Source organism: Kitasatospora albolonga (genome assembly GCA_002082585.1).
In the GTDB taxonomy this organism is placed as follows: Bacteria; Actinomycetota; Actinomycetes; order Streptomycetales; family Streptomycetaceae; genus Streptomyces; species Streptomyces stephensoniae.
In genome coordinates, this window is the sequence record CP020563.1 from 4166556 (window position 1) to 4183740 (window position 17185).

The 17185-nt window shown below is 73.0% G+C and carries 12 protein-coding genes and 1 riboswitch; of the genes, 7 read left to right on the forward strand and 5 right to left on the reverse strand.

Translation table 11 applies throughout. From position 1 onward, the window contains the following. Positions 1-38: 38 nt before the first annotated feature. Positions 39-821: a cobalt-precorrin-6A reductase gene (locus B7C62_18140; GenBank protein ID ARF73961.1), complete on the forward strand. Its 783-nt coding sequence runs from the start codon at positions 39-41 to the stop codon at positions 819-821. On the opposite strand, the gene B7C62_18145 is transcribed toward B7C62_18140, so the two are convergent. From B7C62_18145 to B7C62_18155, 3 genes are read right to left on the reverse strand one after another with little or no spacing between them, the layout of a single operon-like run. Further along, a complete protein-coding gene (locus B7C62_18145; protein ID ARF73962.1) occupies positions 791-2314 on the reverse strand; it encodes a precorrin-3B C(17)-methyltransferase in 1524 nt (507 codons plus the stop codon). The genes B7C62_18140 and B7C62_18145 overlap by 31 nt on opposite strands. A gap of 23 nt (positions 2315-2337) precedes the next feature. After that, positions 2338-2964: a precorrin-8X methylmutase gene (cobH, locus tag B7C62_18150; protein ID ARF73963.1), complete on the reverse strand. Its 627-nt coding sequence runs from the start codon at positions 2962-2964 to the stop codon at positions 2338-2340. Between the two features lie 48 nt (positions 2965-3012). Next, the gene (locus tag B7C62_18155) at positions 3013-4326 is read right to left on the reverse strand and encodes a cobalamin biosynthesis protein CobG (protein ARF73964.1); all 1314 of its coding nucleotides are present in this window, start codon (positions 4324-4326) and stop codon (positions 3013-3015) included. Positions 4327-4584: 258 nt separating this feature from the next. Then, a riboswitch (cobalamin riboswitch) is annotated at positions 4585-4670 on the forward strand. 93 nt (positions 4671-4763) lie between these two features. Between B7C62_18155 and B7C62_18160 the strand changes: the two genes are divergently transcribed. The 5 genes from B7C62_18160 to B7C62_18180 all read left to right on the forward strand — a co-directional run bounded on the left by B7C62_18160 (position 4764) and on the right by B7C62_18180 (position 12972). Continuing rightward, positions 4764-8369, forward strand: coding sequence for a cobaltochelatase subunit CobN (locus B7C62_18160; GenBank protein ARF73965.1), 3606 nt, complete (start codon positions 4764-4766; stop codon positions 8367-8369). Between the two features lie 375 nt (positions 8370-8744). Beyond that, on the forward strand, positions 8745-9809 hold the full coding sequence (locus tag B7C62_18165; GenBank protein ID ARF73966.1) for a hypothetical protein: 1065 nt from the start codon (positions 8745-8747) through the stop codon (positions 9807-9809). Between the two features lie 100 nt (positions 9810-9909). Continuing rightward, on the forward strand, positions 9910-10413 hold the full coding sequence (locus B7C62_18170; GenBank protein ID ARF73967.1) for a hypothetical protein: 504 nt from the start codon (positions 9910-9912) through the stop codon (positions 10411-10413). 9 nt (positions 10414-10422) lie between these two features. Continuing rightward, entirely contained in the window at positions 10423-12246 is a 1824-nt protein-coding gene (locus tag B7C62_18175) for a hypothetical protein (GenBank protein ARF73968.1), read from the forward strand. 207 nt (positions 12247-12453) lie between these two features. Beyond that, positions 12454-12972, forward strand: coding sequence for a hypothetical protein (locus B7C62_18180; GenBank protein ID ARF73969.1), 519 nt, complete (start codon positions 12454-12456; stop codon positions 12970-12972). Between the two features lie 76 nt (positions 12973-13048). Here the strand turns inward: B7C62_18180 and B7C62_18185 are convergent, their stop codons facing one another. Together B7C62_18185 and B7C62_18190 are read right to left on the reverse strand one after the other, a co-directional pair. After that, on the reverse strand, positions 13049-14863 hold the full coding sequence (locus B7C62_18185) for a protein-lysine 6-oxidase (protein ARF77238.1): 1815 nt from the start codon (positions 14861-14863) through the stop codon (positions 13049-13051). A 285-nt stretch (positions 14864-15148) separates the two neighbouring features. Next, entirely contained in the window at positions 15149-16066 is a 918-nt protein-coding gene (locus tag B7C62_18190; protein ID ARF73970.1) for an NAD-dependent epimerase, read from the reverse strand. A gap of 147 nt (positions 16067-16213) precedes the next feature. On the opposite strand from B7C62_18190, the gene B7C62_18195 reads away from it, so the two are divergent. After that, the gene (locus B7C62_18195) at positions 16214-17182 is read left to right on the forward strand and encodes an AraC family transcriptional regulator (protein ARF73971.1); all 969 of its coding nucleotides are present in this window, start codon (positions 16214-16216) and stop codon (positions 17180-17182) included. Positions 17183-17185: the final 3 nt, after the last annotated feature.

The following is a 17185-nucleotide window of genomic DNA, read 5'->3' on the forward strand; positions in this document are numbered from 1 at the left end:
GTGGTCATGAGAAGCGTTCATGAGAAGAGTCCGTCCCGATGATGCACGTGAAGCATGTTCTTGTTCTGGGAGGGACCACCGAGGGGCGGCTGCTGGCCGAGCGCCTCGCCGGTGACCCGCGCGTCCGCGTCACCACCTCGCTCGCCGGGCGCGTGGCCGCTCCCCGGCTGCCGCCCGGTGATGTGCGCGTCGGTGGGTTCGGCGGGAGCGACGGGCTTGCCTCGTGGGTACGGGAGCACCGCGTCGATCTCCTCGTCGATGCCACCCACCCCTTCGCCGCCACCATGAGCCGGAACGCCGCCGAGGCCGCCGCCCGGGCCCGCGTTCCCCTCCTCGCCCTCCGTCGGCCCGGCTGGGTGGCCCAGGACGGCGACCGCTGGCACTCCGTCGCCTCCCTTGCCGAGGCCGCCGAGCTGCTGCCCGCACTCGGTGAGCGGGTCTTCCTCACCACCGGGCGGATGGGGCTCGCCGCCTTCGCGGGAGCGGGACTCGACGCGTTGTGGTTTCTCGTACGGTCCGTCGACGCGCCGGAGCCGCCCTGCCCTCGGAGGATGGACATGCTGCTCGACCGGGGGCCGTTCGAGCTGGAGGGGGAGCGGGAGATTCTGCGTCGCCACCGCATCGACGTTCTCGTCACCAAGGACAGCGGCGGCGACGCCACCGCGCCCAAGCTCACCGCCGCCCGTGAGGCCGGGATTCCCGTCGTGGTCGTGCGGCGGCCACCCGTACCGGAAGGGGTGCCGGTGGCCGCCACACCCGACGAGGCCGTGGAGTGGGTCGTGCGGAGGCTTTACGCGGAGGGCTCCGCGGGCTCCGGGTAGCGGCGCGGGGTCCACACGATGGAGCTGCCCGACTCACCCCGCCGCACCCACCGCGTCTGCGACGAGCCCACGATCAGCAGCGTCCGCATGTCCACCTCCGCCGGGTCGACATCGGCCAGCCGCACCGTACGGACGCTCTCCGTCGGGCCGCCCACGTCCCGTGCCAGCACGACCGGGGTGTCCGGAGAGCGGTGCTCCAGGAGAAGGTCGCGGGCCTTGGCCACCTGCCACGTACGGGACTTGGAGCCCGGGTTGTAGAGCGCCAGCACCAGGTCCGCCGAGGCCGCCGCGCGGAGGCGTTCCGCGATGACCTCCCACGGTTTGAGGCGGTCCGAGAGGGAGATCGTGGCGTAGTCGTGGCCCAGCGGTGCGCCGGCGCGCGCCGCCGCCGCGTTGGCCGCGGTGACCCCCGGCAGGACCCGTACGGGAATCTCCGCGTACTCCTCCTGCGAGGCCACCTCCAGCACCGCCGTCGCCATCGCGAAGACCCCCGGGTCGCCGCCCGAGACCACCGCGACCCGGTGGCCCCGGCGGGCCAGGTCCAGCGCGAACTCCGCCCGCTCCGACTCCACCTTGTTGTCCGAGCCGTGCCGCGCCTGGCCGGGGCGGACCGGGACCCGGTCCAGGTAGGTCGTGTACCCGACCAGGGCGTCGGCCGCCGCCAGAGCGCCCCGCGTCTCCGGGGTCAGCCACAGCGGGCCCGCCGGGCCGGTGCCCACGACGGCCACCTCACCGGAGCCCGGCCGCCCGGAGGGGCGCGGCGCGTCGATACGGCTCGGCAGCACCGCCACCGAGAAGTACGGGACGGATGCGGGGTCGATGTCCGCGAGGTCGCCCGTGCGCTCCCCGGCCATGGTCGCCCGCTCCACGTACCGCGCCTCCGCCAGCCGCCCCGACGCCTCGAACGCCCCGCGCACCGCCGGGAACGTACGCCCCAGCTTCATCACCACCGCCGTGTCCGTCGCCGCGAGACGGGCCGTCAGCTCCTCCTCCGGGAGCGTGCCGGGGAGGATCGTGAGGATCTCCTCGCCCTCCACCAGCGGGGTGCCGAGGCGGGCCGCCGCCGCGCTCACCGACGTGACGCCGGGGATGACGTCGGTGGCGTACCGGTCGGCCAGCCGCTTGTGCATGTGCATGTACGAGCCGTAGAACATCGGGTCGCCCTCGGCGAGGACCGCCACCGTCCGGCCCGCGTCCAGGTGCGCCGCGAGCCGGGCCGCGGCCTTCTCGTAGAACTCCTCCAGCGCGCCCCGGTAGCCGCCGGGATGGTCCGTGGTCTCCGTCGTGACCGGGTAGACCAGGGGCTCCTCGATGTGGTCGGGCCGCAGGTGCGCGGCGGCGATGGAGCGGGCGATCGAACGGCCGTGGCGGGCGCTGTGGTACGCGATCACGTCCGCCTCGCCGATCGCCCGGACCGCCCGGAGCGTCATCAGGTCCGGGTCGCCGGGGCCGAGGCCGACGCCGTAGAGGCGGCCCGTGCTGGTGTCTTTCACCGGGGAAGTCACTGGGGAGTTCACTACTCTTCCTCGCTCGCGATGGCGTTGAGCGCCGCCGCCGCTATCGCGCTGCCGCCGCGCCTGCCCCGGATGATCAGGTGCTCCAGGCCCGACGGGTGTTCGGCCAGGGCCTCCTTCGACTCCATCGCGCCGACGAAGCCGACCGGGACGCCGATGACGGCGGCCGGGCGCGGGGCGCCCTCCTCGATCATCTCCAGCAGCCGGAACAGGGCCGTCGGCGCGTTGCCGACCGCGACCACCGCCCCCTCCAGCCGGTCCCGCCACAGCTCCAGGGCCGCCGCACTCCGCGTGGTTCCCATCTTCGCGGCCAGCTCCGGCACGGACGGGTCGGAGAGCGTGCACACCACGTCGTTGTCCGCGGGCAGCCGCTTGCGGGTGACCCCGCTGGCCACCATCGCCACATCGCAGAGGATCGGTGCGCCGGAGCGCAGGGCGGCGCGGGCGTCGGCCACGACGTCCGGCGAGAAGACGAGATCGCGTACGAGGTCGACCATCCCGCAGGCGTGGATCATCCGGACGGCGACCTGGCTCACGTCGGCGGGCAGCCCGGCGAGATCCGCCTCCGCGCGGATGGTGGCGAAGGACTGGCGGTAGATCGCCGGTCCGTCCTTCTCGTACTGGTGCACAGTGCTGTCGCTTTCTTCTGCCGTGAGCTCATCAAGGAAGGTGGTGCGTCAGAGAGCGCGGGCCTCGGCCACCGCCGCCGCCAGCCGCGCCGGATCGTTCCGTACGGTCGTCGGGGCGTCCCGGCGCTCTCCCCGTACGTGCGAGATCCGGTGCCCGTCCGGCGTGGCGACCACGTCGATCCACTCCCCGTGGGGGTGGCCGCAGCGGCGTTCGCACCCGGACCAGTACACAGGTAGCCGCCCCGGCGGTCCCACAGCGGCCCCCGCTTCGGCCCGTACGTCGGACAGCGACTTCGCGCAGCCGGGGTGGCCGATGCAGGCGCCCACGCCGGTCCAGGGGGAGTCGGGGGCGGTGATCAGCCCGGCCGCGGACAGCGCGCGGAGTGCGTCCGCCGCCTCCTGCCGGGGGAAGGGGCCGGGGACGATGATCCCGCGCCAGGGGGTGAGCCGCAGCTCGCCCCCGTACCGCTTCGCCGTCTCCGTGAGCAGCCGCCACTGGGCCGGAGCGAGCCGCCCCAGGGGTACGTCGACGCTGAGCGCGGCCGTCGTGCCGACCGGTGCGGGGATGGCCTTCGTGCCGACCGGTCCGGGGGCCGGGGCGGGCGCTTTACGGGGCCGGGGGCGGGGGCGGTGGACGGCCGGGCCCGTCGCCGGGCCGATGGTGCGGACCAGTTCGGTGCGTACGTCGTCGGGCAGGTCCTTCACGCGCCACGCGCCGGAGTCGTGGGCGGCGCGGAGGAACGCCTCGGCGGCCAGGAGCGCGGCGCGCGGGGCCTCGTCTGAGGACGGCAGCCGGAACACCTCGTCCTCCGCCCCGATCCGCAGCAGGGCGTCCGGCCCCCCGGCGATGACCGTCACGTCCGCGCCCAGCGCGTCCACGTCACCGCCGCCCGCGTCCAGGGCGAAGAGGAAGCGGCCGGAGAGCGCCGCGGCGGCGGGCGACGCGCACACCAGCCGGTCCAGCTCCCCCAGCCAGGCCCCCAGCGACGGCGAACCGTCCAGCCCGGCCAGCGGTGACGCCACGATGTTGCGGGCCCGCTCGTGCGCGGCGGACGGCAGGAGGCCCGCGTCCGTGAGCAGCGCCGCCAGCTCGCCGCCGCACCCCGTACCGAGGCCGCGCAGCTGTACGTTGCCCCGCGAGGTGAGATGCAGCTCACCGTCCCCGAACCGCTCGGCCGCCGCCAGCAGCGCGTCCGCCCGGCCGGGGTCCAGCACCCCGCCGGGTATCCGTACGCGGGCCAGCGCCCCGTCGTCCGCCGGGTGCAGGCGCAGCGTTCCGGGGCAGGCGTCGCCCCCGGCGCGGGCGGAGGCGCCGCCCGCGGAAACGGGCGAGGGGGCGGAATCGGGCATGGCGGCGAGCATACCGACCGGGCCGCTCCCGGCGGCGGGCCCGTGGCTGTGACCTGCGGGACAGGGGTGGCTGCTGGTGTGGGACAGGGGGTGCGGGGCGACTGCGGCGACCGCGGCGACCGGTGGCCACGCGCTGGGCCTCCGCCCCCCCGCCCCCACCCCCAAACAGTGATCACCACCGCACCCACGCCCCCTGCCCCGCCCCCACCCCCGCCGCTTAGGATGCAGGCGGCGGTCCGTTCAGGCCGCCATCGCCAGACGGCGACAGGGGAGGAAGCCCGGTGTGAATCCGGCGCGGTCCCGCCACTGTGAGCCCGGCCGCCGCCACCACCGGCTGCCGGACGAGTCAGGAACTCCCTTCTCCGAGTGCCCGGCAGCCGCCGGACCGCCCGGAGAGACCCTCCGACACCGCCCGGGGCGTGGACACCCCGAGGAAGGCCCGACGCCGCATGATCCTGCTCCTGTCGACGTCCGACACCGACCTCCTGAGCGCCCGGGCCTCCGAGGGGCCGGTCAGCTACCGGTACGCCAACCCTTCCCGCGTCGACCTCGACGGACTGCCCGAGCTGCTGGAGGGCGCCGAGCTCGTCGTCGTACGGCTCCTCGGCGGCGTACGGGCGTGGCAGGAGGGGCTCGACGTGGTGCTGGCCACCGGGCGGCCGGTCGTCGTGCTGACCGGTGAGCAGGCTCCGGACGCGCAGCTGATGGCCGCCTCCACCGTGCCGATCGGGATCGCGGCCGAGGCGCACGCCTACCTCGCGCACGGCGGGCCCGCCAACCTGGAGCAGCTGGCCCGGTTCCTCTCGGACACCGTGCTGCTGACCGGCCACGGCTTCGAGCCGCCCGCCCCGGCCCCGGCGTGGGGCCCGCTGGAGCGGGACGCCCGGGAGCTGCCCGAGGGCGCGCCGACGGTCGCCGTCCTCTACTACCGCGCCCACCACATGAGCGGGAACACGGCGTTCGTGGAGGCGCTCTGCACGGCGGTCGAGGACGCGGGGGGCCGGCCGCTCCCGCTGTACGTCGCGTCCCTCCGTACCCCGGAGGCCGACCTCGTCGACCAACTCCGCGCCGCCGACGCCATCGTGACCACCGTCCTCGCGGCGGGCGGCACCAAGCCCGCCGAGGCGTCCGCCGGGGGCGACGACGAGTCGTGGGACGCGGGCGCGCTGACCCAGCTCGACGTGCCGATCCTCCAGGCGCTCTGCCTCACCAGCCCGCGCGCCGCGTGGGAGGAGAACGACGAGGGCGTCTCCCCGCTGGACGCGGCCACGCAGATCGCGGTGCCGGAGTTCGACGGCCGCCTGATCACGGTCCCCTTCTCCTTCAAGGAGATCGATGAGGACGGGCTCCCGGCGTACGTCCCCGACGCCGAGCGCGCGGCCCGGGTCGCCGGGATCGCCGTACGCCACGCGAAGCTCCGCTCGATCCCCAACGCGGAGAAGAAGATCGCGCTGGTCCTCTCCGCCTACCCGACCAAGCACTCGCGGATCGGGAACGCGGTCGGTCTCGACACCCCCGCCAGCGCCGTGGCCCTGCTGCGCCGACTGCGGTCCGAGGGCTACGACTTCGGGCCCGAGGCCGACATCCCGGGGCTGGTCTCCGGCGACGGCGACGAGCTGATCTACGCGCTGATCGAGGCGGGCGGCCATGACCAGGAGTGGCTGACCGAGGAGCAGCTGGCGAAGAACCCGGTCCGTATCCCGGCCGCCGACTACCGCCGCTGGTTCGCCGAACTCCCGCAGGAGCTAAGGGAGTCGGTTGAGCAGCACTGGGGCCCGGCGCCCGGCGAGATGTTCGTCGACCGGTCCGCCAACCCGGAGGGTGACATCGTCCTCGCGGCCCTGCGGCGCGGGAACCTGCTCATCCTCATCCAGCCGCCGCGCGGCTTCGGCGAGAACCCGATCGCGATCTACCACGACCCCGATCTCCCGCCGTCCCACCACTACTTGGCCGCCTACCGCTGGATCGCGGCCTCAGCCGAGGACAACGGCTTCGGCGCGGACGCGATGATCCACCTGGGCAAGCACGGCAACCTGGAGTGGCTGCCCGGCAAGAACGCGGGCCTCTCCGCCGCCTGCGGCCCCGACGCCGCCCTCGGCGATCTGCCCCTGGTCTACCCGTTCCTGGTGAACGACCCGGGCGAGGGTACGCAGGCGAAGCGCCGCGTCCACGCCACGCTGATCGACCATCTCGTCCCGCCGATGGCCCGCGCCGACAGCTACGGCGACATCGCGCGTCTGGAGCAACTCCTGGACGAGCACGCCCAGATCGCCGCGATGGACCCGTCGAAGCTCCCGGCCATCCGCGCCCAGATCTGGACGCTGATCCAGGCGGCGAAGCTCGACCACGACCTCGGGGTGGAGGACCGCCCGGAGGACGAGGGCTTCGACGACTTCATCATGCATCTGGACGGCTGGCTCTGCGAGATCAAGGACGTCCAGATCCGCGACGGCCTGCACATCCTGGGCAACCCGCCCGCCGGGAACGACCGGGTCAACCTGGTCCTCGCCGTCCTCCGCGCCCGCCAGATCTGGGGCGGTACGGCATCCCTCCCCGGTCTCCGCGAGGCGCTCGGCCTGGACGAGTCGGCCGCCACCCGCACGGACGCCGACGCCATCGAGGAGCAGGCCCGCGCGCTGGTCCAGGCGATGGACGACGCGGACTGGGCCCCGGAAGCAGTGGCCGGGGTCGCCGCGGGCCTCCCGGACGCCGTGGCCGACATCCTGACCTTCGCGGCCACCGAGGTGGTCCCGCGCATGGCGGCCACGACCGACGAACTCGCCCACGCGGTCCACGCGTTGAACGGCGGCTTCGTCCCGGCGGGCCCCTCCGGCTCCCCGCTGCGCGGCCTGGTCAACGTGCTCCCGACGGGCCGCAACTTCTACTCGGTGGACCCCAAGGCGGTTCCCTCCAAGCTCGCTTGGGAGACGGGCCAGGCCCTCGCCGACTCCCTCCTCACCCGCTACCGCACCGACAACGGCGACTGGCCCACCTCGGTCGGCCTCTCCCTCTGGGGTACGAGCGCGATGCGCACGGCGGGCGACGACATCGCGGAAGCGTTCGCGCTGCTCGGCATCCGCCCCGTCTGGGACGACGCCTCGCGCCGTGTGACGGGCCTGGAGCCCATCCCGTACGCCGAGTTGGGCCGTCCGCGTATCGACGTCACGCTCCGCATCTCGGGCTTCTTCCGGGACGCGTTCCCGCACACGATCGGGCTGCTGGACGACGCCGTACGCCTCGCCGCCTCGCTCGACGAACCGGCCGAGCAGAACTACGTACGGGCCCACGCCCAGGCCGACCTGGCCGAGCACGGTGACGAACGCCGGGCCACGACCCGTATCTTCGGCTCGCGCCCCGGCACGTACGGCGCCGGGCTCCTCCAGCTCATCGACTCCCGCGACTGGCGCACCGACGCCGACCTCGCGGAGGTCTACACGGTCTGGGGCGGTTACGCCTACGGCCGCGAGCTCGACGGCCGCCCGGCCCGCGAGGAGATGGAGACCGCGTACAAGCGCATCGAGGTCGCCGCGAAGAACACCGACACCCGCGAGCACGACATCGCGGACTCGGACGACTACTTCCAGTACCACGGCGGCATGGTGGCCACCGTCCGCGCGCTCAAGGGCAAGGCCCCGGAGGCGTACATCGGGGACTCCACCCGCCCCGAGACCGTCCGCACCCGCACGCTCGTCGAGGAGACCTCCCGCGTCTTCCGCGCCCGGGTCGTCAACCCGAAGTGGATCGAGGCGATGCGCCGCCACGGCTACAAGGGCGCGTTCGAGCTGGCCGCCACGGTCGACTACCTCTTCGGCTACGACGCCACGACCGGCGTCGTCGCCGACTGGATGTACGACAAGCTCACCGAGACGTACGTGCTCGACCCGGAGAACAAGCAGTTCCTCCAGGAGGCCAACCCCTGGGCCCTGCACGGCATCGCGGAACGCCTGCTGGAGGCCGAGTCGCGCGGCATGTGGGCCAAGCCGGACCCGGCGGTCCTCGAAGCGCTGCGCCAGGTCTACCTGGAGACGGAAGGCAACCTGGAGGGCGAGGACTGACACCCTCTCCCCCCGCTTTTCTTACGTTCCCGCCCCTGCCCCGATCTGCCCCCGACCGGCACAATCACGAATATGGGGACAACGGGGCAGGGGCAGGAACGAGAGCGGGACCGGCCGGATGACGACGATCCCAACAAGGCACTGAGCAAAGGCCATTCGCCTAGGCATGGGTCCGACCATTCGCCCGGACCTGCGGGCGGTCCTTCGCCCGGGCACGCGCCCGGTCCTTCGCCTGGACGCACGGCCGAACGCCCGGCCGTGGACCCGCCCGGGTCCCCGGCCGGGCACGCGACGGCCCGCCCACCTGCCCGCTCACCTGTCCGTCCACCTGCCCGCCGACGCCTGGCTGTTCTCCGCCTGACCGCCACCTCGGCCATGGCCGGTGCGGCGCTGGCCACCGTCACCGTCGGCGTCATCCTGGAGGACATACCGGTCTCCGCCGTCGGGGGCGGGGCCCTGGCCCTCCTGATCCTGCTCGCCGTCCTCGGCGGGAAGCGACGCCCGGCGGGCGAGGGGCCACCGGCCGGCCGGCTCGCCCTGGCCCGGATCGAGGACCTGCGGGCGACGGGCGGCGAATCGGCCGACGTACCGGTCAGGTTCAGGCTCACCGTGGCACCGGAACCGGGGGACGCCCGACCGGCCTACCGCGTGAAGATCACCCAGCACATCAACCTGGCCGACCTCCCCGCCTACCGGCCGCGCGGCATCGCGGTCGTCGAGTACCGCCCGGACAAGCCCTGGGACGTGCGGATCGTCACCCGCCCCACCCCGGAGTGGGCCCGCCGGGCCGAGGAGGCGGAGATCGACTCCGCGCCCGACTCCACCCTGGTGAGCAACCCGGACGTGGACGAGGGATCGTGGTGCCTGCTGGTCCTGCTCGCGTTCCTGGCGGGCGCGGTGCTGGTGGTGCTCCTCTTCCGGGGCCCGCTGTTCACGGCGGAACCCGATGAGGACACCCCGGCAAAGCCCCCGTCCTCGTCCTCCTCTTCCTCCTCCTCGTCCTCGCGCACCTTCTCCACCTCCACCACGGTCTCCGGCCCCGGCACCTCCCTGCTCGCCTTCGGGCGGATGCGGGCGACGGCGACGGATCTGGAGACCAGGGTGGAGACCGCGTACGTCACCGAGGTCACCATCGAGGAGCACCGCATGGCGGTACGCGGCGACTCCACCCGCCCGCCCACCGGGACATTCCACCTCCAGTCGCTCCCGTACGAACTCCTCCCCGGCCTGGTCCGCGAGGCCCGCACCACCCTGGGCGTACGCGACCCCGAGAGCTGGCGCATCGACATCACCCCCGGCACCGGGGCGGGCGAGGGGCCACGGGTCCGGGTCACGGTCTCCGGCGAGGAGGGCACGGCCCACCTGGACGCGGACGCCACGGCCCGGATCACCGACCGGCGGGCGGTGGACGGCAAGGGGGCGGTGGACGGCAAGGGGTGAGAGCGGGCAGGGGTGAGCTCTCCTTCCGGAAACCGGGGCTTGGTACGTTGCCGGGGCGACGCCCGACGAGGGAACGACCGACGAGGGGGAGTACAGGCACATGCCGTGGGAAGAGTGGGAGCAGCTGAAGCAGGACGCCTCCCAGCGCCAGGAGGGCGGGACGGAGCCCGGGGAGCAGACCGGGATGCGCCTCAACCAGCTCCCGCCGGAGGACCGCCCCGGGACCGGCCCCGCAACCGGAGCCGGTACGAGCAGCGTCACCGGTGGAGTGAAGTCCACGAAGAAGGCATGGAACGACGCGGGCGCGGGCGTCGGCGCGCTGCGGGAGCCCCTCGACAAGGCGGTGGGCAAGCTGCGGGACGGACAGCAGGGGCTCGGCGCGGACGACGGCTGTCTGACGGCCGGGGCGCAGAAGACCGTGCACACGTCGTGGGACCGGTACGTCAAGGATCTCGGCAAGCGGTGCGGCAGCGTGAAGGGAATCCTGGAGAAGACCGGGCACGACCTGCTGCTGACCGACCAGGCCGTGGTCGGCGAGTTCGGGAAGATCAAGACCGAGTACGCGGATACCCCGGGCCTCGGCGGCAAGAGCGCGGGGCGGTGACGGCGGCCGGTGGACCTCACGACGCTCAAGCAGCTCAAGCCCGCCGAGTGGGAGCAGGCCGCCGACGGCTACCGCGCCACCGGTGACATGGCCGCCGAGGCCAAGGACCAGGTGGAGAACGTCGTCGCCGCCGGGATACGGAAGTCGCTGCGGGGCGAGGCGGCCGACGCGGCGCTCGCGGAACTGAAGCTGCTCGCGGCCAACTTCCACTACACCCAGGTGCAGTGCGGCCTGGTGAGCGCCGCGCTGAACGGGTTCGCCCACGACATGGACGCGGCCCGCAAGAAGCTGCTGTCGGCGCTCGACGACGCCGAGTCCCGTAAGTTCACGGTCGGCCCGGACGGCAGCGTCACCTACCCGGCGGCGGCGCCCAGGAACGGGGTCGAGCTTCCCCCCGAGGGCGGCTCCACCAACGGGCTCACCGACCCCACCGCGCAGGCGGTCGGCCGCCAGGCCGCGGGTTTCCAGCCCAACCCGCACGCGGCGGTGGCCCAGGAGATTGCCGACCGGATCGCGGAAGCGCTGAAGGCGGCGAGCGACGCGGACGCGAAGTGGGCGCCGAAGGTGCGGGCGCTGGAGGCGGACGACGACCTCACCGTCTCCGACGCCGACTGGAAGGACGCGCGGTCGGACATGGAAGGGGTACGGGAGGCGGGCAAGGCGTACCTCGACGCGATCGGCGCCCCGCCGAAGGACGGCACCCCGAAGGAGAACGCCGCCTGGTGGGCGGGGCTCAGCCCCGAGGACCGCGAGGCGTACCTCTCCCTGGACCCGGCGCTGGTGGGCAGGCTGGACGGGCTCCCCTCCGACATCCGGGACGAGGCGAACCGGGTCGTCCTCGACGAGACGCAGGCCGCCCACCGCCTCCAGCTGAACGGCATCCCCGCCCCGCCCGCCAACGAGTGGACCTGGATCACCGCGGGCCGTTACCCGGTCAAGGTCCACACCGACGAGTGGATGGCCTGGGACAAGAAGTACGGGGACGACTACCGTCGGCTGAACGCCTCGCTCAAGGGCATGGACGCGATCCGGAACCGGTTCGACCAGACCGGCGAACGCGGCCTCCCCGAGGCGTACTTGCTCGGTTTCAGCGCCGAGGGCAACGGCCGGGCCATCATCGCCACGGGCAACCCGGACACCTCCGAGCACCAGGCGGTGTACGTGCCCGGCACCACGTCGAACCTCAGCAAGGTCGAGGGCGACATCAACCGGATGACCCAGCTCTGGCGCCAGACCCAGGAGGCGACGCCCGGCGCGTCCGTCTCGGCGATCACCTGGCTCGGCTACGACGCCCCGCAGGACATCGTCAAGGACGCGCCCTTCGAGCACTACGCGTACGACGGCGCCCCCGCCTACCGGCAGTTCCTGGACGGCCTGGAGACCTCCCACAGCGGTCCGGGCGACCCGCACCGCACGGCCATCGGCCACTCGTACGGCACCACGCTCATCGGGGCCGCCGCGCAGAAGGGCGAACTCAACGCGGACGACGTGATCTTCGCGGGGAGCCCGGGTGTCAAGGTCGGATCGGCCGAGGAGATGGACGTACCGAAGGGGCACGTGTGGAACGCGGAGGCCGACGGCGACCCGGTCCCCGACATCGGCCGCTGGGGTCACGGCGGCAGCCAGTGGAGACTGGGCGGCGGGGTGTTCCTCATCCCGAGCGACGAGGTCTTCGGCGCCAACCAGATGAACACCGCCCCGGAGGGCGCCGGATCGACGGCGACCAAGGGGGTCGAGGGGCACAGCGGCTACTGGGACGAGTCCTCGACGGCGCTGAAGAACCAGGCGCTGGTGGTGGTGGGTGAGTACGGTGACGTCACCAAGCCGGAGTGAGGCGCTCCTCCTTTCCTCCCTCTTTCCTCCCCTTTCAGCTCCTGCTTCCGCTCCCGCTCCCGACCGAGGTTCTCCGTGCTCCGACCTGGACTCCGCCCCCGACTCCGATCCGCGACCGGTCCCCCCGCGCGCCGTGCCCCCCGGGGCGCCGCCGCGCTCCCTCTCGCCCTGACCGGCCTTCTCCTCCTCAGTCTCAGTGGATGTGGCATGACCGACTCCGACAGCAGCAGCAACACCAGCAGCAACACCGGCAACACCGCCCCGAGCAGCGGTGAACCGTCCGGGGGCCTCCCGTACGCGGGTGTCGCCACCACCGACGAGGCGGCGGACGCGCTCCAGGCCGTATCCAGCCGGATCTACACGTACCTCGGCGTGCCCGGGAAGGCGTCCGAGCCGGGTCCCGGGGTCAAGGAGTGCGAGGGGAAGGACCCCGAGCGCTTCTTCAGCGTGTACCACCCGTGGAACTTCCTGCCCGCGTCCGCCGAGGACACGGACGTGGCGATGGAGAACCTCAAGAAGAAGCTCAGCACGGGCGGTTGGGTGCTGAAGAGGGAGTACCGGGACAACAGCGCGAACAAGAACCTGAACCTTGTCGCCGACAACGACAAGAAGAAGGTGAGCGCCTGGATCGTCCAGTACCGGGAGCGGGCGAAGCCGAGCCTGGGGATCACGCTCACGTCGGGCTGCTACGAGGTCCCCGAGGGCGCGACGGTGGACAAGTTCTGAGAGGGGCCGGGGGGCAGCTCCGGCCCGGAGCTGCCCCCCCGGCTTCTGTACGTACGGCTGGGTCAGTACGGCTGGGTCAGTTGGCGTCCACCAGGTGGTGGGCGGGGACCTTCACCGTACGGGCGCCCTTCTTGCCGCCGAGGACGACCTTGCGGAGCGCGCTGTTGTTGCCGTAATCGGTCTCCTTGAGCTGGTTCTCCGGGTTGGCGAGGACCTGGATGTAGTACGTGCCGTTCGGCAGGTCCGTGATGTCGAAGGACTGGCCGGGCAGGTCCTGGGTGTAGGTGTCGCCGGAGCCGACGTCGAGCACCTCCCGTACGGAGATCGAGTTCTCCTGGCCGCACGCGGTGGCCAGATCGGTGCTGCCCGGGTGCCAGTTGGCGTTCTTGACGGTGTAGTCGACGGCGTCGGTGTTGGCGAGGCAGAACGCCTCCTTGCCGCTGCGCACGGACTCCTTCCTGTCGGCCTTCAGCAGCCGGTAGCTGGCGAAGTCCGTGAAGTGCCAGTGCTCATGGCCGGGGCGCGGGTCCCACTCCATGGTGCCGGTCGGGGTGTAGCCGACCTGCTTGCCCTTGGCGTCGTAGAAGTACTGGTAGGCGTCCATCAGCTCCTTGCCCGGCGAACGGAACCCGTCCACGACGAGCTTGGCCGGCCCCGCGTTCCACACGTTGGCGCTGAAGGCGAGGTAGTCCTTGCCGGGCACGTCCTCGTACCCGTCGCTGACGGTGATGCCGTACGCGGGCAGCGAGCGCAGGTCGGGCTTGGGAACATCGGGCACACTCGCCTTCCCGGTGGGCCGATCGGAGTTGGGCCGCGCCCCGGGAGCCTGCCGCGACCCGTCGGTCTGCCCGGTACGGTCACCGACCCGCGCGGCGGAGAACCCGTGCCGCGCGGGTCCGCCCTCCCCGGCGGCCTGCTTCTTGAGCGCCCAGGGGAGGGCGGGCGGCGCCGGGGGGTAGGGCCCATGACCGACGTTGTACGTGGGCCCGGCGCCGCTCGTCGCGGGGGCGGGGGCGTCGGTGCGGGCGGGGGCGCCGTGGGCGCCGTGTCCGGCTGAGTCGTGCTGGGGGCCGTGTCCGGAGTGAGCGGCGGGGGCGTGCTGGGCGCCGTGCCCCGCGTGGGCGGACTTGGCGGCAGCACCCACGTCGCTGCCCCCTTCCTCCTCCCCCTCCTCCCCGTCCCAACTACGCTCGACGACGTTCACCTTGACGCTCTGCGGCTTGTTCTCGATGCCGAAGAGATCGCGGTACTTCTTGGCCACGGAGACCTTGGCGGTGTACGTCCCGGCGGCCAGCTGGACCGGCTCGGAGTAGTACCCGGCATAGGTGTTGGCGGCCCACCCGTTCTCCACACCCCACACGGAGCCGAGGGTGAAGGGGTTGACGGGGCAGCTCTGCGGATACTTCGAGGTGGCGGGGGCGTCGGGCCGTACGCGCCCGGAGGCGTTGTTGGGGCAGAAGGGCTCGGCCTTCCTGAGCACCACCCTGCCCGCCGCGTCGGTGACGCTGATCTGCACGAAGTCCGGCAGCCCGGTGAAGTCCTTCACCAGCCCGGCGGGAAGCGCCTTGGTCCGCGTCTTCTTCCCGTCCCGGACGACCTGCGCGATGACGACCGGGTCCTTGTAGGACTTACGGGTCACCTTGAGCTCGAAGGCCCCGTTCTCGGAGGTGAGATAGGTCCCGAGGTCGAGATGGACACCGGGATCGTCCTTCCACGATTCGAGCGTCACCGAGGCGGAGGCGGCGATCAGGCCGAGCTTCGGCCCCGGCGCCGCCGTCCTCGCGTCGGGCGCGGCGGCGACGACCCCCGCCGTGACGGCGAGAGCGGCGGCGACGGCGATGGAGGGGCGGGTGAGGCGGTGGGTGCGGCGGTCCTGCTGGGATCTGGTCATCATTCCTCGTACTTCCGCTTTTTCCGAGTGCGCGATGGAACGTGGACGAGCCAGCACGGCCCCAACTCATCTGTGGCTACGCTGTGTCCGGCCTGTGAGAGGCGGCCGGGGGCGGGGCGGGTTGTCTCATGTCACCCGAGTGGCCCAGGCTTGTCCGAAAAGTGCTGTGCTCGCCCGGCGTACGTTGCGAACCACCGCGCCCCCGCCTCCCGAAGGCCCTCCTCCCCCTCCCCTCCCCCTCCCCTCCCCCTCCCCCTCCCCCTCCCCCTTTCTCCCGCCCGCTTCCTACCCGTCCAGGCCGTGTGCCGTGTCGAGGAGTGCCGTGTCCAGGTCCGTCGGGGTGAGGCCGAGCGTGCGCCGGGTATCGGTGGAGTCGAGGAGGTGCGGGTGCTCGGTGGCGTACAGCATCTCGATCAACTCGCCCAGCACCGGGGTGGACACCGCCAGGGAGGCGAGAGCGCTCCGGTCCAGGCGCTCCAGCCGGGGCGCCGGTGCATCGGTCAGCTTCGCGAACCGCTCGGCCAGCTCACCGGCGGTGGCGGTGGCGGCGGGCGCGTGCCAGGCGCGGCCCCAGGAGCGGTCGTCGTGCGCGGCCGCCACCAGCGTCGCCGCGACGTCACCGACGTACGACCAGCTGTGGGGCACGTCGAGCCGGCCGGGATAGGTCGCCACCCGGCCCGCGAGCACCTGCGGGGCGATGCCCAGGGTGAACGTGCTCAGGGCGCCCGCGCCGAGGAACGCGGCGGCGCGGACCTCGGTGACGCGGGCCCGTCCGGCGCGGTGGGAGTCCAGGGCGTCGAGCCACATCCGGGCCCGTACCCGGCCCTTGGCCGAGACCGGTGCCATCGGCAGGTCCTCGGTCATCGGCCGGTGCACCTCGCCGTACCCGTACAGGTTGCCGAGCATGACGTAACGCGCGCCCGTGCGTTCCGCGGCAGTGAGCAGAGCGGCGGCGAGAGGCGGCGCGTCGGTGATCCACCGGTCGTACGGGGGCATGGCGCAGTTGATCAACACCTCGGCGCCCACGACGAGTTCGGTCAGGCGGCCGACGTCGCTCGCGTCGGCGGCGACCCGTTCGACCGAGGGGTGGTCGACGCCTCCGCCGCCGCGGGTGATCTGGCGTACCGGCACGTTCTGGCGGGCGAGCAGTGTGGCGACGGCGCGGCCGGTCGGTCCGGCGCCCAGGACGACATGACGGGACACGGGAATCCTCCAGAGGACGGGGTGGCAGTGGAATAGGGCGGCAACGGGGGTGAGTTGGTCCTCACGACGGCCGCGTGGGACAAGGCTCCGCCACCGGGGCGGGGCGCGGCCACCCGTGAAAGTGCCGACGAACCGGAGGATTCGGCCATGCACCGTGTCGCCGTCCTGGCCGTCCCCCCGGTCACCGCCTTCGACCTCACGATCCCCGAACTGGTCTTCGGAGCAGCCCTGGTGGGGGGTTCTCCCGGGTACGAGGTACGGGTCGGCACCCCCGAGCCGGGCCTGGTGGCGGCGACGGGGAGCCTCAAGGTCTCCGTACCGCACGGGCTCGACGTGGTGGACGGCGCGCACACGGTGATCGTCACCGGTACGGGGGCGCGCGGCGACGCCGACCCGCGAGTGCTGGCGGCACTGCGCGGGGCCGCGGCCGCAGGCAGCCGCATCGCCTCCATCTGCACCGGCGCGTTCGTCCTGGCCCAGGCGGGCCTCCTGGACGGCCGGAAGGCCACCACGTACTGGCCGTTCTCCGCGGAGCTGGCCGAGCGCTTCCCCCGGGTGGAGGTCGTGGGTGATGTTCTCTTCGTCGATGACGGCGATGTGCTCAGCTCGGCCGGGCTCATGGCGGGGATGGACCTCTGCCTGCATCTGGTGCGGTCCGATCACGGCGCGGCGGTGGCGAACGCCGTCGCCCGGCTGGCGCTGGCCGTCCCGGTCCGGTTCGGCGGACAGGCCCAGGCGGCTGCGGGCCCGCCACCGGAATCCCGGGCGTTCTCGCTCGCCGAGACACGGGCGTGGGCCCTGGGGCGGCTCGACGAGCCGCTCCCGCTGGGCGAACTGGCCGCGCACGCGCACACCAGCGTACGGACGCTGACCCGCCGGTTCCGTGCGGAGACCGGGCTCACACCGCTGCGGTGGCTGCTCGAACAACGGGTGGACCGCGCCCGCGAGCTCCTCGAAGCCACGGACCTCCCGGTCGAGCGCGTGGCCGAACGCAGCGGCCTGGGCAGCGCGGACTCCCTGCGCCACCACCTGCTGCGCCGTGTCGGCCTCACCCCTCGCGCGTACCGGGACGCGTACCGGAAACAGAGGGCGGCGGGGCGGGGGCGCGAGGGGTGAGGC